At 69.7% G+C, this 24,894-nt stretch carries 18 protein-coding genes; 11 read left to right on the top strand and 7 right to left on the bottom strand.

Annotated elements, in window-relative coordinates; genetic code table 11:
- Position 1 precedes the first annotated feature (1 nt).
- The 4 genes from E1J61_RS24600 to phhA form a co-directional block, all read right to left on the bottom strand.
- The gene (locus E1J61_RS24600) at positions 2–1,660 is read right to left on the bottom strand and encodes a sensor histidine kinase (protein ID WP_133096582.1); all 1,659 of its coding nucleotides are present in this window, start codon (positions 1,658–1,660) and stop codon (positions 2–4) included.
- A gap of 73 nt (positions 1,661–1,733) precedes the next feature.
- Positions 1,734–2,438, bottom strand: a complete 705-nt coding sequence (locus tag E1J61_RS24595; protein ID WP_133096581.1) for a response regulator transcription factor — start codon at positions 2,436–2,438, stop codon at positions 1,734–1,736.
- Positions 2,439–2,595: 157 nt separating this feature from the next.
- Positions 2,596–2,901: a 4a-hydroxytetrahydrobiopterin dehydratase gene (locus E1J61_RS24590; protein WP_063240039.1), complete on the bottom strand. Its 306-nt coding sequence runs from the start codon at positions 2,899–2,901 to the stop codon at positions 2,596–2,598.
- A gap of 143 nt (positions 2,902–3,044) precedes the next feature.
- Complete coding sequence (gene phhA, locus E1J61_RS24585) at positions 3,045–3,980, bottom strand: phenylalanine 4-monooxygenase (protein WP_243736960.1); 936 nt, start codon at positions 3,978–3,980, stop codon at positions 3,045–3,047.
- 169 nt (positions 3,981–4,149) lie between these two features.
- On the opposite strand from phhA, the gene E1J61_RS24580 reads away from it, so the two are divergent.
- The 5 genes from E1J61_RS24580 to E1J61_RS24560 all read left to right on the top strand — a co-directional run bounded on the left by E1J61_RS24580 (position 4,150) and on the right by E1J61_RS24560 (position 14,810).
- Positions 4,150–4,635 carry an Lrp/AsnC family transcriptional regulator gene (locus E1J61_RS24580; protein ID WP_029046491.1) on the top strand — a complete coding sequence of 162 codons (486 nt, stop codon included), beginning with the start codon at positions 4,150–4,152 and terminating at the stop codon, positions 4,633–4,635.
- A 132-nt stretch (positions 4,636–4,767) separates the two neighbouring features.
- On the top strand, positions 4,768–10,848 hold the full coding sequence (locus tag E1J61_RS24575; RefSeq protein ID WP_133096579.1) for an alpha-2-macroglobulin: 6,081 nt from the start codon (positions 4,768–4,770) through the stop codon (positions 10,846–10,848).
- Positions 10,845–11,549: a lysoplasmalogenase gene (locus E1J61_RS24570; RefSeq protein WP_133096578.1), complete on the top strand. Its 705-nt coding sequence runs from the start codon at positions 10,845–10,847 to the stop codon at positions 11,547–11,549. Before E1J61_RS24575 ends, E1J61_RS24570 begins: the two co-directional genes overlap by 4 nt.
- Positions 11,546–13,798 carry a penicillin-binding protein 1C gene (gene pbpC, locus E1J61_RS24565; protein WP_133096577.1) on the top strand — a complete coding sequence of 751 codons (2,253 nt, stop codon included), beginning with the start codon at positions 11,546–11,548 and terminating at the stop codon, positions 13,796–13,798. Before E1J61_RS24570 ends, pbpC begins: the two co-directional genes overlap by 4 nt.
- Before the next feature lie 58 nt (positions 13,799–13,856).
- Positions 13,857–14,810 carry a delta(1)-pyrroline-2-carboxylate reductase family protein gene (locus E1J61_RS24560; RefSeq protein ID WP_133096576.1) on the top strand — a complete coding sequence of 318 codons (954 nt, stop codon included), beginning with the start codon at positions 13,857–13,859 and terminating at the stop codon, positions 14,808–14,810.
- A gap of 20 nt (positions 14,811–14,830) precedes the next feature.
- Here E1J61_RS24560 and E1J61_RS24555 read toward each other — a convergent pair whose 3' ends face one another.
- Positions 14,831–15,448, bottom strand: a complete 618-nt coding sequence (locus E1J61_RS24555; RefSeq protein WP_243736959.1) for a TetR/AcrR family transcriptional regulator — start codon at positions 15,446–15,448, stop codon at positions 14,831–14,833.
- A gap of 153 nt (positions 15,449–15,601) precedes the next feature.
- Between E1J61_RS24555 and E1J61_RS24550 the strand changes: the two genes are divergently transcribed.
- Together E1J61_RS24550 and E1J61_RS24545 are read left to right on the top strand one after the other, a co-directional pair.
- The gene (locus tag E1J61_RS24550) at positions 15,602–17,590 is read left to right on the top strand and encodes an alkyl/aryl-sulfatase (RefSeq protein ID WP_371704742.1); all 1,989 of its coding nucleotides are present in this window, start codon (positions 15,602–15,604) and stop codon (positions 17,588–17,590) included.
- Positions 17,591–17,869: 279 nt separating this feature from the next.
- Positions 17,870–18,598, top strand: coding sequence for an OmpW family protein (locus tag E1J61_RS24545; protein ID WP_133096574.1), 729 nt, complete (start codon positions 17,870–17,872; stop codon positions 18,596–18,598).
- A gap of 67 nt (positions 18,599–18,665) precedes the next feature.
- On the opposite strand, the gene E1J61_RS24540 is transcribed toward E1J61_RS24545, so the two are convergent.
- Entirely contained in the window at positions 18,666–18,866 is a 201-nt protein-coding gene (locus E1J61_RS24540) for a heavy-metal-associated domain-containing protein (protein ID WP_133096573.1), read from the bottom strand.
- A 182-nt stretch (positions 18,867–19,048) separates the two neighbouring features.
- On the opposite strand from E1J61_RS24540, the gene E1J61_RS24535 reads away from it, so the two are divergent.
- The 3 genes from E1J61_RS24535 (at position 19,049) to E1J61_RS24525 (ending at position 23,073) form a co-directional block, all read left to right on the top strand.
- Complete coding sequence (locus E1J61_RS24535) at positions 19,049–21,583, top strand: heavy metal translocating P-type ATPase (protein WP_133096572.1); 2,535 nt, start codon at positions 19,049–19,051, stop codon at positions 21,581–21,583.
- Positions 21,580–22,020, top strand: a complete 441-nt coding sequence (cueR, locus tag E1J61_RS24530; protein ID WP_133096571.1) for a Cu(I)-responsive transcriptional regulator — start codon at positions 21,580–21,582, stop codon at positions 22,018–22,020. Before E1J61_RS24535 ends, cueR begins: the two co-directional genes overlap by 4 nt.
- A 90-nt stretch (positions 22,021–22,110) precedes the next feature.
- Entirely contained in the window at positions 22,111–23,073 is a 963-nt protein-coding gene (locus E1J61_RS24525) for an alpha/beta hydrolase (protein ID WP_133096570.1), read from the top strand.
- Here the strand turns inward: E1J61_RS24525 and E1J61_RS24520 are convergent.
- Entirely contained in the window at positions 23,070–23,957 is an 888-nt protein-coding gene (locus tag E1J61_RS24520; RefSeq protein ID WP_133096569.1) for a LysR family transcriptional regulator, read from the bottom strand. The genes E1J61_RS24525 and E1J61_RS24520 overlap by 4 nt on opposite strands.
- Before the next feature lie 253 nt (positions 23,958–24,210).
- Between E1J61_RS24520 and E1J61_RS24515 the strand changes: the two genes are divergently transcribed.
- On the top strand, positions 24,211–24,894 hold a 684-nt coding region (locus tag E1J61_RS24515; RefSeq protein WP_371704744.1), incomplete at its 3' end, for an aldehyde dehydrogenase family protein.

The raw sequence follows: 24,894 nt of genomic DNA, 5'->3' as shown, positions 1-24,894 counted from the left end.
TTCAGCCGGTCGAACCTGCCGGCTCGCACGGGATCCGGATCACGAAGCGCATGACCGCCCGGCGCTCCGGCGTGCCCTCGGTGCCCTGCAGGCTGGCCGGCTGTTGCGGCACGTCCTCGATATGGATGGTGCCCTGGTGCAGCGTCACGATCTCGTGCACGATGGCCAGCCCCAGGCCGGCGCCGCCGCTCTGCGCCGCGCGGTCGCCGCGGAAGAAGCGCTTGAACACCTCTTCGCGCCGCTGCGGCGGGATGCCGGGCCCGTTGTCTTCGATCATCACCACCGCCATGCCGCGGTGACCCATGGCCTCGCCGCCGGCGCGCACGGTGATGCGGCCGCCGGCCGGCACGTACTTCACCGCATTGTCGATCAGGTTGGACAGCGCCTCGCGCATCAGCAGGCGGTTCCCGCGCACAACCGCGGGCGTGCTGCCGGTGAAGGTAGGCCCGGGCAATATCTCGAAACCCAGGTCGATGCGGCGCGCGAGTGCCTGCGGCACCCATTCGGCGCCGATTTCGAAGGCAAGCTCGGCCAAATCGAAGTGCTCCACCGGCCCCAGCCGCTCCAGCGACAGCCCAGGCTCTGCGCGCGCCAGCGACAGCAGCTGGTTCGACAGCCGCACCGCGCGGTCGGCCGCGGTCTGGACTTCACGCAGGGCATGCCGGACGACCTCCGGAGAATCGGCTTCCATGGCACGGTCGGCATGCAGCTTGACCGCGGTCAGCGGCGTGCGCAGCTGGTGCGCGGCATCGGCGATGAACTTGCGCTGTGCATCGAGGGCGTCGCGCAGCCGCGCCAGCAGTGCATTCAGGCCGCGGATCAGCGGCGCCACCTCGGCCGGCACCTGGGTTTCGTCCAGCGCCGCCAGCGAGCGCGCGGTCTGCCGGTTGAGCTTGTCGGCCAGGATCTGCAGCGGCACCAGCTCTTCCTTGAGCACGTGCGACAGGATCAGGCTGCCCACCAGCAGCAGCAGGATCAGCGGCACCGACACCGACAGCAGGATCTCGTTGGCGGCGGTCTCGCGCCGGTCCAGCAGCTCGGCCACTTCGATCACGATAGGTCCGCGCGCGGGCTTGCCGGCCTCGCTGGTGCCGAGCTCGTCCACGGCGGCGCTGGGCAGCATCACCGGCAGCCGCACCGCGCGCACCTGGCGCCCGCTGAACCAGGCGTAGAACAGCCGGGCATCGTGCAGCGTGGTCTGGCCGGTGCCGTAGCCCAGCCACGTGTCCATGCCGCCGATCAGGCCATCGGGCCCGTGGATGCGCCAGTAGATGCGGTCGGTGCCTTCGGCCTCGACCAGCGTCTGCGCGATCATCGGGATGTCCTGCTCCAGCCGCGGGCCGGCGATGCGGATCTGCTGGGCGATGTTGTTGGCCACGCCGTACAGCGCCCGGTCGAACACCTGCGTGGTGTAGTGCGCCGCCAGCCAGTAGGACAGCGAGCCGCTGGTGAGCACCAGCGCGAACAGCGGCGTCGCCAACGCGCGCAGCAGGTGTACGCGCAGGCTGATGTTGGAGCCGGGGCGGGCGGCCTGGCGTGTCGATGCGGGCGCGGCGCCGGCGTTGTCAGCCGCGGCGGAGGAAGGGAGCTCGTTCCGCGTTGCGATGCGGGACGAAGTGCGCCAGGAAATCCGGGTGGAGGTGCGGGAGCGGGGCCACATTGCCGGCTGGGCTGATGGGTCGGGGCCGGGGGTCAGTGCCGTGCGCCGGGCGGCGCAAGCGGCAGGAACGCTTTCATTGGCCGGCGCGGATCTGCAGCAGGTAGCCGAAGCCGCGCACGGTCATGATCTCGACATCGCAGTCCTCGAGCTTCTTGCGCACGCGGTGCACGTAGACCTCGATCGCGGTGTCGCCCACGGTATCGCCGCCTTCGCCGGCGGGGTGGGCAAAGGTGGCCAGGTGGTCCTGCAGCTGCGCCTTGCTGACCACGCGGCCCTGGCGCTGCAGCAGCAGCTCGAGCACCGCGAACTCGCGCGGCGACAGTTCCAGCGGCCGGGCGTCGATGAACATGCGGCGGTCGTTGCCGGACAGGCGCAGGCGCCCCAGGCGCACGTCGCGCTCGGGCGCGGCCTCGCCATGCTGGCTGCGGCGCAGCAGCACGCGCACGCGCGCTTCCAGCTCGGGTAGGGCGAAGGGTTTGATCAGGTAGTCGTCGGCACCGGCGTTCAGGCCCGAGAGCTTGTCTTCCAGTTCGTCGCGCGCGGTCAGGATGATGACCGGGGTGGTGCGGTTGCGGGCGCGGTAGCGCGCCAGCAGGGTCATGCCGTCGATCCCGGGCAGGCCCAGGTCGAGGATGACGAGGTCGTGCTGCTCGCGCAGCAGGTGTTCGGTGGCATAGACGCCGTCATGGACGACGCGTACCTGGTGGCCGGCGCGGGACAGGCCGGCTTCGACGCCGCTGGCAATCTGGCGGTCGTCCTCGATCAGCAGGATACGCATGGCGGCTCGGGCAGGAGGTTGGGCATGGCTGGAGGAGGGCCCATGCAGCACACGCAGGTGCGGGCCTGCCGCAGATTGTACTCGGCGCGGACGGCTGCTTCCTTACGGTTTGCCTACATCCGCCCGGGTATCTGCTGCCGCGCGGGGTATCCGGGTATCAGCCCGGCACCACCAGCGCCGCCGCGGCGCGCTCGATGAAGTGGGCCAGGTCGATGTCGCGCTGTGTGAGGCCGTTGGCGTCGTGGGTGGACAGCGTGATGTCGACGCGGTTGTAGACGTTGAACCATTCGGGATGGTGGTCGGCCTTGTCGGCCTGGATCGCCACGCGCGTCATGAAGCCGAAGGCGGCATTGAAGTCGTGGAAGGTGAAGCGCTTGAAGATCGCGTCGCGGTCCTGGACGGTGGTCCAGCCGGGCAGTTCGGCGAGCAGCGTGGCTCGGGCTTGCGGGGACAGAGGGGTCATGGTGGGCTCGATCTGGGTCTTGGGAAATCGGCAGGCAGCGTCGGGGGACGCCGCCAGAGCGGACAGCCGGCCCGCCCGCGCCGGGGCGGCGGGCATGCCGGCATTGTTTCACAAAGCGGGAAGCGGGGCAGGGGCCGCCGGAATCAGATGTCGTCGGTGTCGGCCCAGCCTTCGCGGGTACCGACGTTGATCACCTGGTCGCCCGGCACCACGTCGCCGGCGCCCAGCGTGGGCTGCGCGCGCAGTTCCTGGTACAGCGGGGCGAAGTCCGGCCGGGTCGCGTCGAACAGCTGCTCAAAGCTGTCGATCACGAAGTAGGTCTTCTGGAACGTGTCGATGCGATAGCGCGTGCGCATGATGCGGCGCACGTCGAAGCCGATCCGGTTGGGGCTGGCCGAGTCCAGGCTGTAGATCGATTCGCCCTGGCTCGACAGGATGCCGGCGCCGTAGATGCGCAGCCCTTGCCCGGTGCGGATCAGGCCGAACTCTACCGTGTACCAGTACAGGCGCGACAGCATGTCGAGCGCGCCCATGCCTGCCGCCTTCAGGCCGCCCTTGCCGTAGGCCTCCATGTAGTCGGCAAAGACCGGGTTGATCAGCAGCGGCACGTGGCCAAACACGTCGTGGAAGCAGTCCGGCTCCTGCAGGTAGTCCAGCTGCTCGGGTTTGCGCATCCACCAGCTGGCCGGGAAACGGCGGTTGGCCAGGTGCTCGAAGAACACCTCGTCCGGCACCAGCCCGGGCACGGCGACCACCTGCCAGCCGGTGGCGCGCATCAGGGTCTCGTTGAGCTGGCCGAAATCCGGCACGCGGTCCTTTTCCATGCCCAGCGTAGCCAGGCCTTGCAGGAATTCGTCGCTGACCCGGCCCCGCAGCATCGACGCCTGGCGCTCATACAGCTTGCGCCAGATGGCGTGATCGGTGCTGGTGTAGCGGTGCACCGGCTGCGCGATGGTGAAGTCGGGGCGCAGCGCCTGGCCGGACAGCAGGCCTTCGTCGAACTGTTCGCGCAGCTTGTCGGTGAGGGTGCCCTGGAAGGCGGCGGGGGCTTCGGTGGCGGCCATGGCGGGTGCGGACATGGGTTTGTGTCTCCTGTTATGCGTGATCGCTGCGGCGCGGCAGCGCGGAATGCGGATTTACTGCGTAGTTTAGTGACAGCATGCCGCATATACGCCGCAAAATCGGCTTGTCTTCAATTGATCGTGCATGTAACGTGCGTCATGCGATGACTCGATGCGGAATTTGTGTATGACTGCCCAAAGCGTCTCTCTTGACCCGTTCGACCTGGCCCTGCTGGCCGCGCTGCAGGCGGACGGCCGCTCCACCCACCAGCAACTGGCCGAGCGCGTGCACCTGTCGCCCAGCCAGGTCGGGCGCCGCCTGGCGCGGCTGGAAGCCGATGGCGTCATCACCGGCTACCGCGTCAGCCTGTCGACCCAGGCGCTCGGCCTGGGCGTGCTGGTCTTTATCAGCGTCAAGCTGGCGCACCACGGCGACACCATCGTCGAGCGCTTCCGCGAGGAAATCCTGCTGCTCGAAGAGGTGCAGGAGTGCTATTCGGTAGCGGGCGAGGCCGATTACCTGATCCGCGTGGTCGTGCCGGACCTGCCCACGCTGGCGGAATTCACCATGAAGCGGCTGATGCGGGTGCCCGGGGTGGAGAGCGTGCGTTCCAATATCGTGCTCACCGCGATCAAGTGCGAGGGGGCGCTGCCGCTGTCGCACCTGCGCTGAGCCGGCTTTTAGGTCCGGGTTGAATCTTTTCCAGGTGCGCCATGCAGGATTGCGCGCCGGTCTTGCACTCCTGTGGCGTGCGTGTCACCCTCGCCGGGTGCCACGAAGTGGCGGAAAAGGGAGGATGGCAGGATGAAGGGAATCGTCGCCGGAGCCGGTCGGGACCTTGGCAGCAGGCAGCCAGCGCGCGCGTCATGCGCCGCGGCATTGGCGCTGGGCGCCGCGCTCGCGCTGCTCGCCGGCGTCCAGCCCGCCGATGCCGCCCAGGTCATCCGCTTTTCGCCCGAAGGCACGGTGGGGCAGGTCAGGCAGGTGGCGATCCGCTTCGACGAGGCCATGGTGCCGATGGGCGACGTGCAGGCCGCCGCGCCCGCCGCGGTGTCCTGCACCGGCGCCGGCACCAGCGGCCAGGCTCGCTGGGTGGATGCCAGGAACTGGGTCTACGACTTCGCCAGCGACCTGCCGCCCGGGGTGCGCTGCAGCGTGCGCATGCGCACCGGGCTCAAGAGCGTTGCCGGCACCGCCTATGCCGGCAAGCCGGAATACCGCTTCGAGACCGGCGGCCCGACCGTGATCGCCAGCCGGCCGTCCGGCGGCGAGATCGAGGAAGACCAGGTCTTCGCGCTGCGCTTCAACGGCCCGGCCACGCCGGCGTCGGTGCGCGAGCACGCCTGGTGCCAGGCGCAGGGGCTGGGCGAGCGCATCCCGGTGCGGTTGCTCGCCGGCAAGGAACGCGATGAGCTGCTCGAGGCGATCCACTGGACCAAACTGGCCAAGCCGGCGCCCGATGCCGTGCACCTGCTCGCCTGCCAGCAGCGGCTGCCGGCCGCGGCGCGCGTGCAGCTGGTGCTGGGCGCGGGCATTGCCACGCCGTCGGGGGTGGCCACGCGCGACGAGCGCCGCTTCGACTACACCGTGCGCGAACCCTTTGCCGCCAGCTTCAGCTGCGAGCGCGAGCACGCGCAATCGCCGTGCACGCCGCTGCGGCCGATGTCGGTCACGTTCTCGGCCCCGGTGCCGCGCAAGCAGGCCGAGAAGGTGGTGCTGAAGACGCCGTCCGGCCCGCGTGCGCCGCAGTTCGCTCCCGATCTGGCGCCGGATGCCAGCGTCAGCGCGCTCACCTTTGCCGCGCCGTTCGCCGAGAAGGCGCAGTTCACCATCGAGATACCGAAGGACCTGAAGGACGACAGCGGCCGCACGCTGTCCAATGCCGACCTGTTCCCGCTCAAGGTCGCCACCGCGTCCATGCCCCCGCTGGCCAAGTTCGCCGCCGCGCCGTTCGGCGTGGTGGAGCGCTTCGGCGAGCTGCCGCGCGGCAAGTCGCCCACCGACTATCCGCCGCTGCTGCCGGTGACGCTGCGCAATGTCGAGGCCGATCTGGCCGTGCGCGGCATCCAGGCGCGTGCCGGCACGGTGATGAAGCTGCGCGTGGACGACGATGCCGCGGTGATGCAATGGCTGGGGCTGGTGCGCCGCATGCATGAGTCCAGCTATACGCGCGGCGAGCTCGACGCAGTGCTGGCGGGCCGCTCGCCGTACCGCGTCAGCAATCCGCGCAACGCGGTGTCGATCGAGACGCGCTCGGTGTCGTTGCTCGAGCGCGCCCCCGGCGTGCAGAAGCTGGCCGTACCCAAACCATCGGGCGACGGCCCGCGGCCGTTCGAGGTGGTCGGCATCCCGCTGCCCGAGCCGGGCTTCCATGTGGTCGAGATCGCTTCGCCGATGCTGGGCGAGGCGCTGCTCGGCAAGCGCGCGCCGATGTACGTGCGCACCGCCGCGCTGGTGACCAACCTGGGCGTGCATTTCAAGCTGGGTCGCAGTCTGGGCAACGAGGACGACGGCAGCCGCAGCGGCCTGGCGTGGGTCACGGCGCTCGACGACGGCAAGCCGGTGGCCGACGCCGCCGTCGCGGTGCGCGACTGCAGCGGGCGCCTGCTGGGCGAGGGCCGCACCGATGCCAGCGGCGTGGTGCGCTTTGCCCGGCTGGACGCCGTGCCGGAATCGAATTGCGACCAGAACGGGCTGTCGGGCTATTTCGTGTCGGCGCGCATCGCCGCCGGACATCCGCAGACGCGCGGCAAGGCCGACATGGCCTTCGTGATGTCGGACTGGAACCGCGGCATCGAGACCTGGCGCTTCAACGTGCCCACCGACACCAGCACCGCGCCGACGGTGCGCGCGCATACCATCTTCGACCGTACCCTGCTGCGCGCCGGCGAGACCGTGTCGATGAAGCACCTGATCCGCGCCGAGACCGCGCAGGGCTTTGCCTTGCCGCCGGCCAGCCGCCCGCTGCCGACGCGCGTGGTGATCCGCCACGACGGCAGCGGCCAGACCTACGAGCTGCCGCTGCAGTGGCGCCAGACCGCGACTGGCGGGCGCAGCGCGGAAAGCACGTTCCAGGTGCCGCCCGCGGCCAAGCTCGGCGTCTATACCGTCGAGCTGGAAACGCAGGAGCAGACGCAGCAGGGCGGGCGCGCGAATGGCCGCGACGAAGGCTCGCGTACCTATCCCAGCGGCAGCTTCCGCGTCGAAGCGTTCCGGCTGCCGGTTCTCGCCGGCACGCTGCAGCTGGCCGGCAAGGCCGGCGCCGCGATCGCGCCGGCCGAGCTGCCGGTCGGCGTGGAAATCCACTACCTGTCGGGCGGCGGCGCGGCCGGCTTGCCGGTGCGCGTATCGGCGCTGCTGCGCGACAAGAGCGTCAGATTCCCCGGCTATGACGAGTTCTCGTTCAACCCGCCGCGACCGCAGCGCGAAAGCGCCAGCGGCGACGAGGAAATGGATGACGCCGACCAGCCCGACGACGGCCAGAAGCTGGTGGCGGACAAGCTGCCGCTGACGCTGGACAAGAACGGCAACGGCTCTGTCACGCTGCGCAAGCTGCCCAAGACCGACGCGCCGCGCGACCTGGTGCTCGAAGCGGGCTTTGCCGACCCCAACGGCGAGATCCAGACGCTGCGCCAGACCGTGCCGCTGTGGCCAGCTGGCGTGGTGGTCGGCATCCGGTCCGAAGGCTGGGTCTCGGTGAAGCAGAAGCTGGCGGTGCATGGCGTGGTGCTGGACCTGAACGGCAAGCCGGTGGCTGATGCCCCGGTCAAGCTCAATGCGCGCGCTCGCCTCACCACCTCGGCGCGCAAGCGCGTGGTCGGCGGTTTCTACCGCTATGACAACCGCACCGAGACGCGCGACCTCGGCACCGTGTGCGAGACCCGCACCGATGCGCAGGGCCGCGCGCGCTGCGAGGTGGCGCTGGAGCAGGCCGGTCAGGTCGAACTGGTGGCAAGCGCGCGCGACAAGGAGGGACGCACCGCGCAGGCCGCTTCGACGGTCTGGGTCACGCGCCAGGGTGAACTGTGGTTCGGCGGCGAGAACCACGATCGCATCGACCTGCTGCCGGAGAAGAAGTCCTACGCGCCGGGCGACACCGCGGTGTTCCAGGTGCGCATGCCGTTCCGCCACGCCACCGCGCTGGTGGCGGTGGAGCGCGAGGGCATCTACCAGACCCAGGTGGTCGAGCTGCATGGCAGTGACCCCACGGTGCGCGTGCAGGTCAGGCCGGAGTGGGGCCCCAATGTCTACGTCTCGGTGCTGGCGCTGCGCGGGCGCCTGCATGAAGTGCCGTGGTATTCGTTCTTTACCTGGGGCTGGCGCCAGCCCGGCGAGTGGTGGCGCGCGTTCCGCAGCGAAGGCCGCGAATATGCCGCGCCGACGGCACTGGTCGACCTGTCCAAGCCGGCCTTCCGGCTGGGGCTGGCCGAGATCAGGGTGGGCAATGCCGGACACCGGCTCGATGTCACGGTGACGCCCGACAAGGCCACCTATCCGGTGCGCGGCAAGGCGCGCGTGGCAATCCAGGTCAGGCTGCCCGACGGCAAGCCCGCCGCCAATGGCGAAGTCGCGCTGGCCGCGGTCGACCAGGCGCTGCTGGAGCTGATGCCTAACACCAGCTGGGACCTGCTTGACGCCATGCTGCAGCGGCGCGGCTATGGCGTGGAAACGTCGACCGCGCAGATGGAAATCATTGGCCGCCGGCACTACGGGCGCAAGGCAGTGCCCGCCGGCGGTGGCGGCGGCAAGAGCCCGACGCGCGAGCTGTTCGACACGCTGCTGCTGTGGAACCCGCGCGTGCAGCTCGATGCCGAAGGCCGCGCCAGCCTGGAAGTGCCGCTCAACGATTCGCTGACCAGCTTCCGCATCGTCGCCGTGGCCGACCTGGGCGTGGGCCGCTTCGGCTCCGGCAGCGCCACCATCGCCGCCACGCAGGATTTGCAGGTGATCTCGGGCCTGCCGCTGCTGGTGCGCGAGGACGATCGCTACCGCGCCATGTTCACGCTGCGCAATACCACGAAGCGCGCGATGACGGTGCAGGCGAGCGCGCGCGCCACGCTGCTCGGCAACGACGGCACGCTGCCGGCGCAGACCGTGCAGATTCCCGCGGGTGAAGCGCGCGAGATCGGCTGGGACGTGACCGCGCCCACGCTGCTGGCGTATGCGCGCAGCGGCACCGTGATGTGGGAAGTGCAGGCGAGCGAGCAGGGCGGCGGCAATGCCGGCGACCGCATCAAGGTCTCGCAGCAGATCGTCCCCGCGGTGCCGGTGACGGTGCAGCAGGCAACGCTGGCGCAGGTGTCGCCGTCGCTGTCGGTTCCGGTCAAGGCGCCGCCGGGAGCGCTGGCGGATCCCGCCGGCAAGGTGCGCGGCGGGCTGCAGGTGAACTTCCAGTCGTCGCTGGCGGGCGGCATGCCGGGCGTGCGCGAATGGTTCCGCCACTATCCGTTCACTTGCCTGGAGCAGCGTGCGTCGAAGGCGATCGGCCTGAACGACAAGGCCGCGTGGGAAGCGCTGATGACGCAGTTGCCGTCGTACCTCGACGCCAACGGGCTGGCTTCGTATTTCCCGCTGGCTTCGGACAGCGACTACGGCAGCGAGGTGCTGACCGCCTACCTGCTGGCTGTGACCGACGAAGCCGCGCGCGCAGGCCTGGCGCTGCGCATTCCCGACGCGCAGCGCGCGCAGATGGAGCGCGGACTGGCCGACTTCGTCGAAGGCCGTATCCGCCGCGACGGCTGGTCGCCGGTGGGCGGCACGCAATACCTGGAGGCGCGCAAGCTGGCCGCGCTCGAAGCGCTGTCGCGTACCGGCCACGCGCAGGCGCGCATGCTGGATGCGATCCAGATCCTGCCGGCGCAGTGGCCGACCTCGGCGCTGCTCGACTGGACGCTGCTGCTGACGCGCATGGCCGATATCCCGCAGCGCGAGCAGCGGCTGGCCGAGGCGCAGCAGCTGCTGCGCTCGCGCCTGACGGTGCAGGGCACGCGGCTGGCGTTCTCCACCGAGCGCAACGACAACTGGTGGTGGATGATGGCCGGCGGCGATGCCAACGCCGCGCGGCTGCTGACGCTGGCCGCCGAACTGCCGGGCTGGAAGGAAGACGCGCCGCAGCTGGCCACCGGCCTGATCGGCCGCCAGGTGCGCGGCGCCTGGGGCACCACCACCGCCAATGCGTGGGGCATGCTGGCGGTGACGCGCTTTGCGCAGGTGTTCGAGAAGACGCCGGTGGCGGGCAGCACGCGCGTCTCGGTGAGCAACGCCGCCGATGCCACGCGCAGCTTCGACTGGGCGCGCGCGCAGCGCAACGACGGCGTGGCGCAAGGCAGTGTCGACCTGCCGTGGCCGGCAGGCGCGGACGGCGGCACGCTGCAGGTCGAGCAGGCCGGCGCGGGCCATCCGTGGGCGACGGTACAGGCGCTGGCCGCGGTGCCGGTCACGGCGCCGCTGGCCGCGGGCTACCGCATCAAGCGCACCGTGACGCCGCAGGAGCAGGCGGTGTCGGGCAAGTGGTCGCGCGGCGACGTGTACCGCGTCAAGCTCGAGATCGATGCGCAGGCCGACATGACCTGGGTGGTGGTCAGCGACCCGGTGCCCGCCGGCGCCACCATCCTCGGCAGCGGCCTGGGCCGCGATTCGCAGATCGCCACGCGCGGCGAGCGGCGCCAGGGCGTGGCCTGGCCGGCCTATACCGAACGCACGCCGCAGGCGTATCGCGAGTACTTCGGCTACCTGCCCAAGGGCACGGTGTCGGTCGAGTACACGGTGCGCCTGAATAACGCCGGCGAGTTCTCGCTGCCGCCGTCGCGCGTCGAAGCGATGTACGCGCCCGATGTCTTTGGCGTGGCGCCGAACGCGCGGCTGGTGGTCGGGGCACGTCCATGAGCTGGATCGCGCTGAGGATGCCGGCGCGGGTGCGCGAGTGGTGGGTCGCGGGCGCGCTGGCGGGAGTGCTCTATGGCGCCTTGCTGGTGCAGGTGTCGATGGAGCTGCCCGAAGGCGCGCCATTGACCGGGCAGATCGCCATGCAGCCGTTGTGGAAGACCGCGATGGCGCTGCTGCTGGCGCGGGCCGCGTGGTTCCACCGGCCGCTGCCGGAACGGCGCTGGCTGGTGACGGCGCTGGTGTGCTCGGCCATCGGCGATTTCCTGCTGGCGGTGCCCGCGCTGTCGTTTTCGTTCGTGGGCGGGCTGGGTGCCTTCCTGCTTGCGCACCTCGCCTACCTGCGGCTGCTGGTGCCACTGGCCGGCGACCTGCGCCCGCACCGGCTGATCGCATGCGGCGCCATGCTCGGCGTGGCCGGGACCATGCTGGGACGCTTCTGGCCCAATCTCGGCACGCTGACGGTGCCGGTGTCGGTGTACGTGGGGGTGCTTGCGGCGATGGCGTGCAGCGCGCTGGTGGCGCGGCTGCCGACGCCGCTGGCGGCGCTGGGCGCGCTGTGCTTTGCCGCGTCGGACATGATGATCGGCATCGCGCGTTTCCTGGTGCCGTTCGAGACCTTCGCGCTGGGCATCTGGTGGACCTATGCCGCGGCACAGGTACTGCTGGTGGCGGGCATCGTGTCGGGACGGCCTGAGTCATGAAGCGACGCGGCGCGCGACTGACCTGGCTGGCGCTGCTGCCACTGTTGCCGCTGCTGCCGCTGCTGTGGAGCGGCCATGCTGCCGCGTTGCCGGCCTTCGCGCAGGTGCGCGACGACTGGCGCAGCGCCGACGTGGTCGTGCTGGACCGCCACGGCGATGTGGTCGGCCGGGTACGCGACGACTTCCGCGCGCGCCGCGGCGACTGGGTCACGCTGGCGCAGACTTCGCCGGCATTGCGCACGGCCATCGTGCTGTCGGAAGACCGGCGCTTCTACGCGCATAGCGGCGTCGACTGGCAAGGCGTGGCCGCGGCGGCGTGGGCCAACCTGTGGAACACGCGCACGCGCGGCGCCTCGACGCTGACCATGCAGCTGGCCGGACTGCTTGACGACGACCTGCGCCGGTCCGGCGCGGCGGCGCAGGGGCGCAGTCTCACGCAGAAAGTTGGTCAGGCGGCGGGGGCGGCGGCGCTGGAACGCAGCTGGAGCAAGGACCAGATCCTCGAGGCGTACCTGAACCTGGTGCCGTTCCGTGGCGAACTGGTCGGGCTGTCGGCGATGTCGCAGGTGCTGTTCGGCAAGTACCCGGAAGGGCTCGATGCGCGCGAATCGGCGCTGGCGGTGGCGCTGGTGCGCGCGCCCAACGCGCCGGCCGTGCAGGTGGCGCGCCGGGCCTGCGGCATCCTGCGCGAAATGCGGCTGCCGCGCCAATGCGAAGGACTGGAAGGCTTCGCGCAACTGGCGCTGCTGCGCACCGGGCCGGTGGCGCAGCGTAATGCCGCGGCGCAGGTGCCTGCCACGGTGCAGCAGCTCGCCCCGCATCTCGCACGCCGGCTTGTCAGCGACACGCGCGCGCAGCTGGCGCCCGGCGCCTCCATGCCAGCGCACATTACATCCACGCTCGACGCACGCCTGCAGCGCGCGGCGGTCACAAGCCTCGACCGGCACCTGCGCGAGCTGGCCGGGCGCCATGTCGAGGATGGCGCGGTGGTGGTGATCGACAACGCCAGCGGCGACGTGCTGGCCTACGTGGGTTCGTCCGGCGCGCTGTCGTCGGCCGCGCAGGTCGACCACGCCGCCGCGCTGCGGCAGGCCGGCTCGACGCTCAAGCCCTTCCTGTACGCGCAGGCGCTGGAGGAACGGCGCCTGACCGCGGCATCGCTGCTCGACGACCGGCCGGTGAACCTGCCGGTGGGCGGCGGACTGTATGTGCCGCAGAACTACGACCACCGCTACGCCGGCTGGGTCAGCACGCGCGCGGCGCTGGCGGCATCGCTGAACGTGCCGGCGGTGCGCACGCTGGTGATGGTGACGCCGCACCGCTTCCACAAGCGGCTGGTGGCGCTGGGCCTGCCGCTGACCGAGGCGGGAGACTACTACGGCTACAGCCTGGCGCTGGGCAGCGCCGACGTGTCGCTGCTGGCGCTGACCAATGCCTACCGCGCGCTCGCCAGCGGCGGGCGCTATGCGCCGCCGCGGCTGCGCGAAGGCGCACCTGTTGCTGCGCCCGTCGCGGTCATGCAGCCGGGCGCGAGTTACGTGATCGGCGATATCCTTGCCGACCGCCACGCGCGCGCCCGCACCTTCGGCCTCGACAGCCCGCTGACCACGCGCTTCTGGACCGCGGTCAAGACCGGCACCAGCAAGGACATGCGCGACAACTGGTGCATCGGCTGGTCGCAGCGCTATACCGTGGGCGTGTGGGTCGGCAACGCCAGCGGCGCGGCCATGCGTGACGTTTCCGGGGTGTCCGGGGCGGCGCCGGTGTGGCATGACGTCATGGAAGCGCTGCACCGCGAGCAAGGCAGCCGCGCGCCGGTGATGCCCGCGGGCGTGCAGCGCGTGACGCTGAATTTCGATGATGGCCTCGAGCCCGCGCGGGAAGAGGTGTTCCTCGCCGGCACGGCCATCACGCGCGTCAGCGTTGGCAAGCCCGCGGCGGCGGCCAGCACCGCGCCGGCGATCGCCAACCCGGCCAACGGTACCGTGTTCGCGCTCGACCCCGACATGCCGCCGGCATCGCAGCGCGTCTGGTTCCAGGCCGAAGGCATCGCCGGCCAGTCCGCGCGCGCGGTCAGCTGGCGCATGGACGGCAAGCCGCTCGGCCGCGGCGCCGAGGTGGCGTGGCTGCCGTGGCCGGGCCGCCATCAGGTGGAACTGCTAGACGCGGCGGGCAAGGTCGTGGACCGGATCGGCATCGAGGTGCGCGGCGCATCGGTGCGGGCGCCGTCCGCGCCTGCCAGGCGCTGACATCGCTGCGCGGCCGTCCCGCATAATGGCCGCTTCACCATCCCGCCGGAGCGCCCGCATGTCCCTGCTTCCCCTCGATGCCGCCAGCACGGCGGCCCGACTGCCATATCCCGAACTGGCGCGCGCCATCGCCGACATGCTGGCCGAGCTGCGCGACGGCACGGCCATGGCGCCGCCGCGCATCGCGCTGCCGGTAGGCGATGCGGAGGACGGCGAGGGTACGCTGCTGGTGATGCCGGCGCGCAACCGCAACCTGGTGATGACCAAGAACATCACCGTGCACCCCGGCAATCCTGGGCGCGGGTTGCCCAATATCCTTGGCGAAGTGGTGGTGGCCGACGCGCATACCGGTGCGCGGCTGGCCATGCTCGACGGGCCGACGGTGACCGGCCGGCGCACCGCGGCGGTGTCGCTGCTGGCGGCGCAATGCTTCGCCGCGCGCACCGACGGCGAACTGCTGATCGTCGGCGCCGGCGTGCAGGCGCTGACGCACCTGGAGGCCTTTGTCGACGGACTGGGTGTGCGCAAGGTATGGCTGCAGTCGCGCACGCGCGACAAGGCCGAGGCGCTGGCCGCGCAGGCGCGTACGCTGGGCGTCGAGGCCGAAGTGACCGACACCGTTGCCGCGGTGCTGCCGCGCGTGTCGATGGTGGTCACGGTCACGTCCAGCCGCAGCCCGGTGCTGCCGGACCTGGACAGCGGGCTCTGGCGCGACGACCACTTCATCGCCGCGGTTGGCGCTTTCCGGCCGGACATGTGCGAGCTGCCGCCGCGGCTTTGCCATGCGGCCGCGGACCACGGGCGCCTGCTGGCCGATACGCTGTTCGGCATCGAGGAAGAAGCAGGTGACCTGCTGCAGGCGGGCATCGACTGGGGCACCGTGCAGCCGTTCGAGACGGCGATCCTGCAGGCCGATGCCATCCGCGCGCGCGGCGGCAGCCCGCTGGTGTTCAAGAGCGTGGGCTATGCGCTGTGGGACCTGGCGGCGTGCGTGCTGGCCAGCCGCGCCTGACGCCCCCGATCATCTTCCGCTCAGCCCGCCCGGGCGCGCAGCCAGTCGCTGAACAAGGTACGCGCCGGCGCCAGGAAGCCGGCGATCGGCTCGCTGCGGTCGCTGGCGTACCAGTGGACATAGCAGCCGTGCAGCGTGGCCACGATCAGGCGCGACATTTCGGGCGGCAGCGGCTGGGCCGATACTGACAGCACCTCGGCCAGGTCGCGCACATGCGCGTCCCAGCTGTGCCGGATCTGCTCGCGCACGCTGGCCGGCACGCCGCCGGAGAACAGCAGGCCAAGCACCACGCCCTTGGCCTCGGGGTTGGCCGTGAAATAGTCGGCAAGTTCGTCGAACAGGTTTTCCAGCCGCTGCGGCGGCGTCTTGCCGGCATGCCTGGCGACTCCCCCAAGCTCATTTCCAAAGTCTTCGAACAGGCTGGTCGCGGCTTGTGCCAGCAGCATTTCCTTGCTGCCGAAGTGCCAGAGCAGGCTGCTCTTGGCCACCCCGACCTCGGCGGAGATTTGATCCAGTGTCACCTCGGAGTAGCCATGTGCGCTGATCAGCTCACGCGCGACGGCGAGAATCCGGTCTCGTGTTTCCAGGCCGCGGCGGTTCTTGAGCGCAGCGGGCGGGGCCTTGGTGGGCGGGGGCATCGATGACGGCATAGGGGGCAGGGGCAAAGTTCAGAATTTTCAGCGGCGCTGCGATTTGACAGTAGAGGAGTTCTGCCAGCAAACTCAGTATTGTACTGAACGTTCAGCATAATCTTTGGACACCACTCGCTGACAGCGCCTGAAGGAGACCGCATGGAGACCCGCATGTCGTACCCGACCTCTACTGCCGCGGCCTTCGCCGCAGCCCTCGTTTTCGCTGGCGCTTCCGGATCGGCCAGTGCCGCGCCTACACCGCCCAACCCGGCCAGCGACGCCACGGCCCGCGCCCAGGCCGCCGTGCTGCAGCAACTGCCGTTCCAGAATCAGCGTGATTTCGAGGACGCGCGCCGGGGTTTCATCGGCACCATCGACAGCGGCGAGATCCGCGATGCGCAAGGCAGGGTGGTGTGGTCGCTGGATTCATACCGCTTTATCGACAAGGATGTCGCACCGGCGACGGTCAATCCCAGCCTGTGGCGGCAGGCCCGGCTGAACATGAACCACGGCCTGTTCCAGGTGACCGACCGCATCTACCAGATCCGCGGCTTCGACATCTCCAACATGACGATCATCGAAGGCGACAGTGGCCTGATCATCATCGACCCGCTGACCGCCACCGAGACCGCCCGCACCGGCCTGGAGCTGTACTACAAGTACCGCCCCAGGAAGCCGGTGGTGGCGGTGATCTATACGCACAGCCATGCCGATCACTTCGGCGGCGCCAAGGGCGTGATCAGCGAAGACGACGTCAAGGCGGGGAAGGTCAAAGTGCTGGCGCCCGAAGGCTTCATGGAAGAGGCGGTCAGCGAGAACGTCTTTGCCGGCAATGCGATGAGCCGCCGCGCCCAGTACATGTATGGCGCCAACCTGCAGCGCTCGGCCACCGGCCAGGTCGATGCCGGGCTCGGCAAGGCGGTCGCGCAGGGCACGCTGACGCTGGTGCCGCCGACCGACCTGATCGCGAGGACCGGCGAGACCCGCACCATCGACGGCGTGCAGATCGAATTCCTGATGGCGCCCGGCACCGAGGCGCCGGCCGAGATGCTGATGTACCTGCCGCAGTGGAAGGCGCTGTGCGCGGCCGAGGATGCCACCCACAACCTGCATAACCTGTACACGATCCGCGGCGCGCAGGTTCGCGACGCCAACCAGTGGTGGCGCGCGCTGGACGAGACCATCGACCGCTTCGGCGGCCGCACCGAGGTGCTGTTCGCGCAGCACCACTGGCCGACCTGGGGCCGCGACAATATCTTCACCTACCTCGGCAAGCAGCGCGATGGCTACAAGTACATCCACGACCAGTCGCTGCGGCTCGCCAACCTGGGCTACGTGCCCGCCGAGATCGCCGAGCGTGTGAAGCTGCCGCCGTCGCTGGCCTCCGAATGGCACCTGCGCGACTACTACGGCACCGTCAGCCACAACGCCAAGGCGGTCTACCAGCGCTACCTCGGCTGGTACGACGCCAATCCCGCCAACCTGAACCCGCTGCCGCCCGAGGATGCCGGCAAGCACTACGTCGAGTACATGGGCGGCGCGGCGCGCGTGCTGGAGCAGGCGCGCGCGTCGTATGCGCGCGGCGAGTACCGCTGGGTGGCAGAGGTGCTCAAGCACGTGGTCTTTGCCGACCCGGACAACCAGGCCGCGCGCCGGCTGCAGGCCGATGCGCTGGAGCAGCTCGGCTACCAGGCCGAGTCGTCGACCTGGCGCAATGCCTACCTGACCGGCGCCGCCGAGCTGCGCGACGGCGCGCCCAGGTCCACCCGCCGCACCGGCAGCCCCGACGTGCTGCGGGCGATGACCGACACCATGTTCCTGGACTACCTGGCGATCAGCCTGAACGGCGACCGTGCCGCGGGCAAGACCGTCGCGATCAACTGGGTGCAGCCCGACACCGGCAAGCGCTATGCGCTGACGGTCGAGAACGGCGTGTTCCGCTACAAGGCAGGCGCGCAGCATGCCGCACCGCAGGCCACACTGACGATGCCGCGCGCGGTGCTGACCGGCGTGCTCTCGGGGCAGACCACGCTGCAGGCGGAGACCCAGGCCGGCCGCGCCAAAGTCGGTGGCGATCCGCAGGCGCTCGCTGCATGGGTGGCACTGATGGACAAGTTCGAGCCGAGCTTCGCAATCGTCACGCCGTGAGCGCGGGTCTCGCCGCGTGGGACAGGGGGCAGGCGGGCGTTATTGCACAGCCGGCCCCTAAACCCTCGTATCTTTCAGGGTTTTTTCCGGCGCGCGGCATAAAGCGTTGCGCCGACGCAGCGTTTACCCGGCCTGGCAATGTCTTCAGCCTGGGTTTCTTAGTGGTTAACCCTTCGTTTAGGGGGCGTCCTCTACGATTCTGTATCGTCGGTGAAACAGTCCTGCTCGTACCCGCCGGATAATGCATACGGCAGTAAACGAATGAGGAGTAAGAGGACTATGAAATCGACCTACAAGAAGAAGATGCTGGCGGCTGGCGCTGTCATGGCGCTGACAGGAGCCGCACAAGCACAATCGGCCGGCAGCAATATCGTCAGCCTGGGCTGGTTCCGCGTGATGCCGAACAGCTCCGCCGACCCGATGACCGTCGACAGCATCAATGGCCGGCCGGTCAACATGACCCGCGCCAACACCGGCGCCGATATCGAGAGCGCCGACACCTTGGGCCTGGCGTTCTCGCACTTCTTCACGGACAACATCTCGGGCGAGCTGGTCGCGGGCATTCCGCCCAAGCATGACGTCACGGGTACCGGCGAGTATGCCAAGTACGGCAAGCTCGGCTCGGTCAAGCAGTGGAGCCCGGCGCTGCTGGTCAAGTACCACTTCTTCGACGCCAGGACCAAGTTCCGCCCGTATGTCGGCATCGGCGTCAACTACACCTGGTTTACCGACGAAACCATCACCAACCAGCAATTCGTCAATGGCGCGTTCGGCATCCCCGGCGCCAGGATGACCGCCAGCGCCAAGCCGTCGTGGAATCCGGTGTTCAACATCGGCGCCAACTATGCGATCAACGACAACTGGTTCCTCGGCCTGTCGGTGTCGTACCTGCCGCTGTCCACCACCGCCACGCTGACCACGCAGGCTGGCCCGGTGACGATCATTTCGCATACCAAGATCAAGATCGACCCGGTGGTGACATTCCTGAGCGTGGGCTACCGCTTCTGAGCGCAGCGCCACGGCCAGTGCAAAAAGGGACGCCCGGGGGCGTCCCTTTTTGCTGCAGGCCTGCCGCTTATGACACCGACTTGACCGGATAGCCAGCGTCTTCGATGGCGTGCCGCAATGCCTGCGTGTCGGCGCCGCTGTCCACGTGCACGGCCTGGGTCGGTACGTCGGCGCTGACCTTGGCGGCCGGATCAACCGCCTGCACGGCACGCGTGATGGCGCCGACGCAATGGTTGCAGGACATGCCTTCGACCTGGAACTGGATCATGCTGGAAACCTCCTGAAGGGTTGAGTGGCGGCACGGCGCCGCGACAGACATAGTGTGAACCTTGCCATGGTGGGAAGCGCAAGAGGATTTTTAAAGTGGCGGGAAATGCTGTTCCGCACTTGACCTTCCCATGATGGTAAGGTTCATGATGCTGACATCGACACTGTGGATGATCCAGAACCATGACAAGTTCCAGCGCTGTGCTCGCTCCGCAACCCGCCAAGAACTTTGACGACACGCCCGAATGGCGCCTGGCGGTCGAGGGCATGACCTGCGCCTCGTGCGTGCGCCGCGTGGAGAACGCGCTGGCGCGCGTGCCGGGGGTTCACGACGTGGCCGTCAACCTTGCCACCGAGGCCGCCACCCTGCATGCCGACTCCGCTGCCGTGCTGCCGGCCGCCGCGCGCGCCGTGGCCGATGCCGGCTATGCGGTGCCGCAGGACACCGTCGAACTGCAAGTCAGCGACATGACCTGCGCGTCGTGCGTCTCGCGCGTGGAAAAGGCGCTGCGCGCCGTGCCGGGCGTGGTGGAGGCGCAAGTCAACCTGGCCACCGAACGCGCCACGGTCACGGTGCTGCGCGGCACCGCCGATGACGCCGCGCTGACTGCCGCCGTGGCGCGCGCGGGCTATGGGGCCACGCCGGCGGCTGGTGCCGAAGCCGGCGCAGTTGCGTCGACGCAAGCCGCGCGCACGCCTGCGTTCTGGGACGGCCCCTGGCCGGTGGCGATCTCGGCCGCGCTGTCGCTGCCGCTGGTCGCGCCGATGGTGCTGGCATGGTTCGGCGTGCACTGGATGCTGCCGGCCTGGGCGCAGTGGCTGCTGGCGACGCCGGTGCAGTTCGTGTTCGGCTGGCGCTTCTACAAGGCTGGCTGGAAGGCGGTGCGCGCGGGCGCCGGCAATATGGACCTGCTGGTGGCGCTGGGCACGACCGCGGCATACGGGCTGTCGCTGTGGCTGATGTGGCGCACGCCTGCCGACGCCATGCCGCACCTGTACTTCGAAAGCGCGGCGGTGGTGATCACGCTGGTGCGGCTCGGCAAGTGGCTGGAGACGCGCGCCAAGCGCCAGACCGCCGAGGCCATCCGCGCGCTGGCGGCATTGCGCCCCGATACCGCGCGCGTGCGCCGCGGCGGCGAGGAAATCAGCGTGCCGCTGGCTTCGGTGCGCGTCGGCGACGAGGTGGTGGTGCGCCCGGGCGAGCGCATCCCGGTTGATGCCGAGGTGATCGAAGGCAGCAGCCATGCGGACGAATCGATGCTGACCGGCGAGAGCGTGCCTGTGCCCAAGAAGCCGGGCGACCGGCTGACCGGAGGCGCGATCAACTTCGAAGGGCTGCTGGTGGCGCGCACCGTTGCCGTCGGCGCCGAGACCGTGCTGGCGCGCATCATCCGCATGGTCGAGCATGCGCAGGCGGCCAAGGCGCCGATCCAGCGCATGGTGGACCAGGTCAGCGCGGTGTTCGTGCCGGTGGTGCTGGTGATCGCGCTGCTGACGGTGCTGGGCTGGGGCCTGCTGGGCGGAAACTGGGAAGCGGCGCTGCTCAATGCGGTGGCGGTGCTGGTGATCGCCTGCCCGTGCGCGCTGGGGCTGGCCACGCCCACCGCGATCATGGCGGGCACCGGCGCGGGGGCGCGTGCCGGCATCCTGATCAAGGACGCCGAGGCGCTGGAAGTGGCGCATCGCGTCAGCGTGGTGGCGTTCGACAAGACCGGCACGCTGACGGTCGGCAAGCCCGAGGTGGTGGCGCTGCATGCTGCCGATTCTTCCGATGCCGACGCCGACGCCGACGCCGACGCCGATGCCGATGCCGACGGCGGCGCGCTGCTGGCGCGTCTGGCCGCGCTGCAGGCCGGCAGCGAACACCCGCTGGCACGCGCGGTGCTGGCCGCGGCGCAGGCGCGCGGCATCGACGTGCCCAGGGCCGAGGACGTCAAGGCGCTGCCGGGCCGCGGCATTTCCGGCGTGGTCGACGGCCAGGCGCTGCAACTCGGCAGCGAACGCCTGCGCGAATTGCTCGGTGCTGACGCGGGTACGCTGGCACCGGTGGCGCAGCGGCTGCAAGGCGAAGGCCGCACCGTGTCGTGGCTGGTCGAGACCACGCCGCCACGCGTCGTCGGGCTGGTTGCGTTTGGCGATGCGATCAAGCCGGGCGCGCCCAAGGCGCTCGCCCGGCTGCGCGCGGCGGGTGTGCGCACCGTGATGCTGACCGGCGACAACGCCGGTGCGGCGGCGCGGGTGGCGCGCGAGCTTGGCCTCGACGAGGTGCAGGCCGAGGTGCTGCCCGAGGACAAGGCCGCGCGTGTGCAGGCGCTGGGCCAGGGCGGTGCGGTCGTGGCGATGGTCGGCGACGGCATCAACGATGCACCGGCGCTGGCGGCCGCCGATGTCGGCATCGCCATGTCGACCGGCACCGACGTGGCCATGCACGCCGCCGGCATCACGCTGATGCGCGGCGACCCGGCGCTGGTGGCCGATGCGCTGGCGGTCTCGCACCGCACCGTGCGCAAGATCCGGCAGAACCTGTTCTGGGCATTCTTCTACAACGTGGTCGGCATCCCGCTGGCGGCGGCGGGGCTGCTGAACCCGGTGGTGGCGGGCGCGGCGATGGCGTTCTCCAGCGTGAGCGTGGTCAGCAACGCCTTGCTGTTGCGGCGCTGGCATCCGCAGTCCAGAACGGCAGCCACGGCAGCCACCGCACAGGGAGGCAAGCGATGAATATCGGCGAAGCGGCGCAAGCGTCGGGCGTGTCGGCCAAGATGATCCGGCACTACGAATCGATCGGGCTGGTGGAGGCGCCGCCACGCACCGAGGGCGGCTACCGTCGCTATGACGAACGCGCGGTGCATACCTTGCGCTTCGTGCGGCGCGCCCGTAATCTGGGCTTCTCGCTCGACGAGATCCGCGACCTGCTGTCGCTGTGGCGCGACCGCGGCCGCGCCAGCGCCGACGTCAAGGCGCTGACGCTGAGGCACGTGGCCGACCTGGAGCAGCGCATTGCCGAACTGGCGGCGATGCGCGATACATTGCGGCAACTGGCGCAGCATTGCAGCGGCGACGACCGGCCGGATTGCCCGATCCTGGCCGATATCGCGGATGTGCCTGGCACTGGCGACGCGCGCCACGCGGCGCGGGAAGAACAGGGCTGTCACTGATCGCCTTGTGGCGTTTGGTGCAGTCACGCAACAAGACAAAGAACAATGCCGGCGCACACGCCGGCCCGGCCGCAGAGGAGACCGTAGCGCATGGCACAACCGATGACGGACGATCCCGCTTCCGCTGGCGCCGCCGAGGCCCGGGGCACCACTACAGCCCCTGGCCCCGCCATTGCGCACGCGCCGGTGCAAAGCCGCCAGCGCATGCGCGACGGCACCGAGCTGCTGCTGCGCACCTGGCTCCCCGATCCCGGCCGCTTTGCGGAACCGCTTGGCTCGGTGCTGCTGGTGCACGGGCTTGCAGAACACGCCGGGCGCTACCAGCACGTCGCCGAACTGCTGTGCGGATTGGGATTGCGCGTGCGCGCGTTCGACCTGCGCGGCCACGGCGCCAGCGGCGGCGCGCGCATGGTGGCCGACCATCCCGACATCTATCTCGAGGACCTGGCCGAGGTCTACGACGCCGCGCTGCATGACTGGAACGAGCTGCCGATCCTGCTCGGCCACAGTATGGGCGGGCTGATCGCGGCGCGCTTTGCCACCGCGCGCGTGCGCCCGGTGCGCGCGCTGGTGCTGTCATCCCCCGCGCTGGCGCTGCGGCTGGCGCAGCCGATGCTGGCGCTGCACCGCGTGCTACTGACGCTGGCGCCGCGCCTGCGCGTGCCCAACCCGATCGACGCGCGGCACCTGTCGCACGATCCGGCCGTGGTGGCGGCCTACCGCGCCGACCCGCTGGTGCAGACCACCATCACCGCCAGCGTGCTGGAGAGCTTTATCCGCGGCATGGCGCAGGCACAGGCCGATGCCGCGCGGCTGGAGGCGCCGATGCTGATGCTGGTCGGCGGCGCCGACCGCGTGGTCGATCCGGCGGGCAGCCGCAGCTTCTTCGACAATGCGCCGCCCGACCTGCGCGATGAGGTCTGGTATCCGCACGGCTTTCACGAGATCTTCAACGAAGCACAGCCGCTGCGCGGCGAAGTGTTCGCGGCGCTGGGTGACTGGCTGCGGCGGCACTTGCAACCCCCTGCGGCCTCGGCGCCGCCATTGGGCTAGGTCCGGAACACCGACTCCGCCACGCCGAACACCGCGGCCACCACCGGGTCGTCGCGGCGCGTTGCCAGGCAGACCAGCGTCAGCTCGGTCTGCACGGACATGCCCTCGACGATCACCAGGCCGTGCGCATGCGACTCGCGCAGCGCAATCGAATCGCGTACCAGCGACAGTCCCACGCCGGAACGGACCAGGTCCAGCATCGAGGCTTCCTGGTCCACATGCGCTACCTTGGGTACCCCGGCCGCGTCGACACCCGCTTGCGCGAAGCGCTCGCACAGCAGGCGGTTATGCGCCGACTCCGGTGGCGTCCAGATCCACGGCAGCGTTGCCAGCTGCGCCCATGAGCGCAGCGCGGTGCGTTCCTTCCAGCCCTTGGGCGCGACCACGTAGTAGGAGAAGGGCGTCAGCGTAAGCGCATTGAAGCTCGCGTCGGCCGGCTGGCCGAGGTAGAAGCCGACGTCGAGCGCGCCGCTGCGTACCTGTTGCAGCACCCAGCCTGACATGCCATGGCGCAGCTCGGTGCCGATCTGCGGGTGGCGCTCGACCAGCGTGCGCAGCATCGGTCCCAGCCGCGTGAATTCCGGATCCAGGATGGTGCCGATCGCCAGCCGCCCGCGCACCGTGTGATGCATGGCATCGACGGTGTGCTGAAGGTCGCCCACGCCGTCGAGGATGCGCTCGGCCAGCGGCAGCAGCGCAGCGCCGTCCGCGGTCAGTGTCAGGCCGGCGGCGGTGCGTTCGAACAGCTTGATGCGCCACGCCGACTGCAGCGCCTTGAGCTGCAGGCTGACCGCGGGCTGGGTCAGGTGCAGGCGTTGCGCGGCGCGGGTCAGATTGCCTTCTCGTGCGACCGCGACGAATGCGCGCAGATGGTGGAGGTCCAATGCAATGAGGGCGTGTCGAATGCGCGAGTGGTGCGGCGCAATATTTAGCGCGGCTTATATTGCGCTTGACGATAAATCATTGGACGGGGCGGTGCAACTGCACCAAGCTTGCGCTCATTCCGGCCCGCTGCGCCATGCGCGGCAAGCGACGCTGCGGCGCTGTTATTACCGCGCGCAATGATTGCGGCCGATCCTCGATATCCAGTATCAAGCAGGAGTGGAAGTGGAAGACATCCTTGCAGAAGCCAGCGCTGTGCAAACTACCGTTGGACATTTCATCGGGGGCCGGCAGACGCGTGGCGCGTCGCAACGCCTGGCCGATATCTACAACCCTGCGATTGGCGAAGTTGCCGCACGCGTGGCGCTTGCTACCGCGCAGGACGTTGCCGACGCCGTGGCTGCCGCCAAGGCCGCGTTCCCCGCATGGGCCGAGACGCCGCCGCTGCGCCGCGCGCGCATCCTGTTCAAGTTCAAGGAGCTGCTCGACCAGCACCATGACGACCTGGCCGCACTGATCACGCGCGAGCATGGCAAGGTGTTCTCCGATGCCAGGGGCGAAGTCACGCGCGGCATCGAGGTGGTGGAGTTTGCCTGCGGCATTCCCAACCTGCTCAAGACGGACTTCACCGACAACATCGGTGGCGGCATCGACAACTGGAACCTGCGCCAGCCGCTGGGCGTGGTGGCGGGGATCACGCCGTTCAACTTCCCGGTGATGGTGCCGATGTGGATGTTCCCGGTGGCGCTGGCATGCGGCAATACGTTCGTGCTGAAGCCGTCGGAGCGCGATCCTTCGCCCAGCTTGCTGATTGCCGATCTGTTGCGCCAGGCTGGCTTGCCCGATGGCGTGTTCAACGTCGTGCAGGGGGACAAGGAAGCAGTCGATGCGCTGCTGGCGCATCCGGATGTGCAGGCCTTGTCGTTCGTTGGCTCGACG

The sequence above is a fragment of the Cupriavidus sp. L7L genome (assembly GCF_004353535.1).
Classification (GTDB): domain Bacteria; phylum Pseudomonadota; class Gammaproteobacteria; order Burkholderiales; family Burkholderiaceae; genus Cupriavidus; species Cupriavidus oxalaticus_A.
The sequence above is the reverse complement of the archived record's forward strand: the minus strand, read 5'-3'. Positions and strand labels throughout refer to the sequence as shown.

Excerpts from the sequence above, each read along its gene's own strand:
- E1J61_RS24600 (WP_133096582.1), bottom strand. The coding sequence starts at position 1,660 with ATGTGGCCCCGCTCCCGCACCTCCACCCGGATTTCCTGGCGCACTTCG.
- E1J61_RS24595 (WP_133096581.1), bottom strand. The coding sequence starts at position 2,438 with ATGCGTATCCTGCTGATCGAGGACGACCGCCAGATTGCCAGCGGCGTC.
- E1J61_RS24590 (WP_063240039.1), bottom strand. The coding sequence starts at position 2,901 with ATGACCCCTCTGTCCCCGCAAGCCCGAGCCACGCTGCTCGCCGAACTG.
- phhA (WP_243736960.1), bottom strand. The coding sequence starts at position 3,980 with ATGTCCGCACCCGCCATGGCCGCCACCGAAGCCCCCGCCGCCTTCCAG.
- E1J61_RS24580 (WP_029046491.1), top strand. The coding sequence starts at position 4,150 with ATGACTGCCCAAAGCGTCTCTCTTGACCCGTTCGACCTGGCCCTGCTG.
- E1J61_RS24575 (WP_133096579.1), top strand. The coding sequence starts at position 4,768 with ATGAAGGGAATCGTCGCCGGAGCCGGTCGGGACCTTGGCAGCAGGCAG.
- E1J61_RS24570 (WP_133096578.1), top strand. The coding sequence starts at position 10,845 with ATGAGCTGGATCGCGCTGAGGATGCCGGCGCGGGTGCGCGAGTGGTGG.
- pbpC (WP_133096577.1), top strand. The coding sequence starts at position 11,546 with ATGAAGCGACGCGGCGCGCGACTGACCTGGCTGGCGCTGCTGCCACTG.
- E1J61_RS24560 (WP_133096576.1), top strand. The coding sequence starts at position 13,857 with ATGTCCCTGCTTCCCCTCGATGCCGCCAGCACGGCGGCCCGACTGCCA.
- E1J61_RS24555 (WP_243736959.1), bottom strand. The coding sequence starts at position 15,448 with ATGCCCCCGCCCACCAAGGCCCCGCCCGCTGCGCTCAAGAACCGCCGC.
- E1J61_RS24550 (WP_371704742.1), top strand. The coding sequence starts at position 15,602 with ATGGAGACCCGCATGTCGTACCCGACCTCTACTGCCGCGGCCTTCGCC.
- E1J61_RS24545 (WP_133096574.1), top strand. The coding sequence starts at position 17,870 with ATGAAATCGACCTACAAGAAGAAGATGCTGGCGGCTGGCGCTGTCATG.
- E1J61_RS24540 (WP_133096573.1), bottom strand. The coding sequence starts at position 18,866 with ATGATCCAGTTCCAGGTCGAAGGCATGTCCTGCAACCATTGCGTCGGC.
- E1J61_RS24535 (WP_133096572.1), top strand. The coding sequence starts at position 19,049 with ATGACAAGTTCCAGCGCTGTGCTCGCTCCGCAACCCGCCAAGAACTTT.
- cueR (WP_133096571.1), top strand. The coding sequence starts at position 21,580 with ATGAATATCGGCGAAGCGGCGCAAGCGTCGGGCGTGTCGGCCAAGATG.
- E1J61_RS24525 (WP_133096570.1), top strand. The coding sequence starts at position 22,111 with ATGGCACAACCGATGACGGACGATCCCGCTTCCGCTGGCGCCGCCGAG.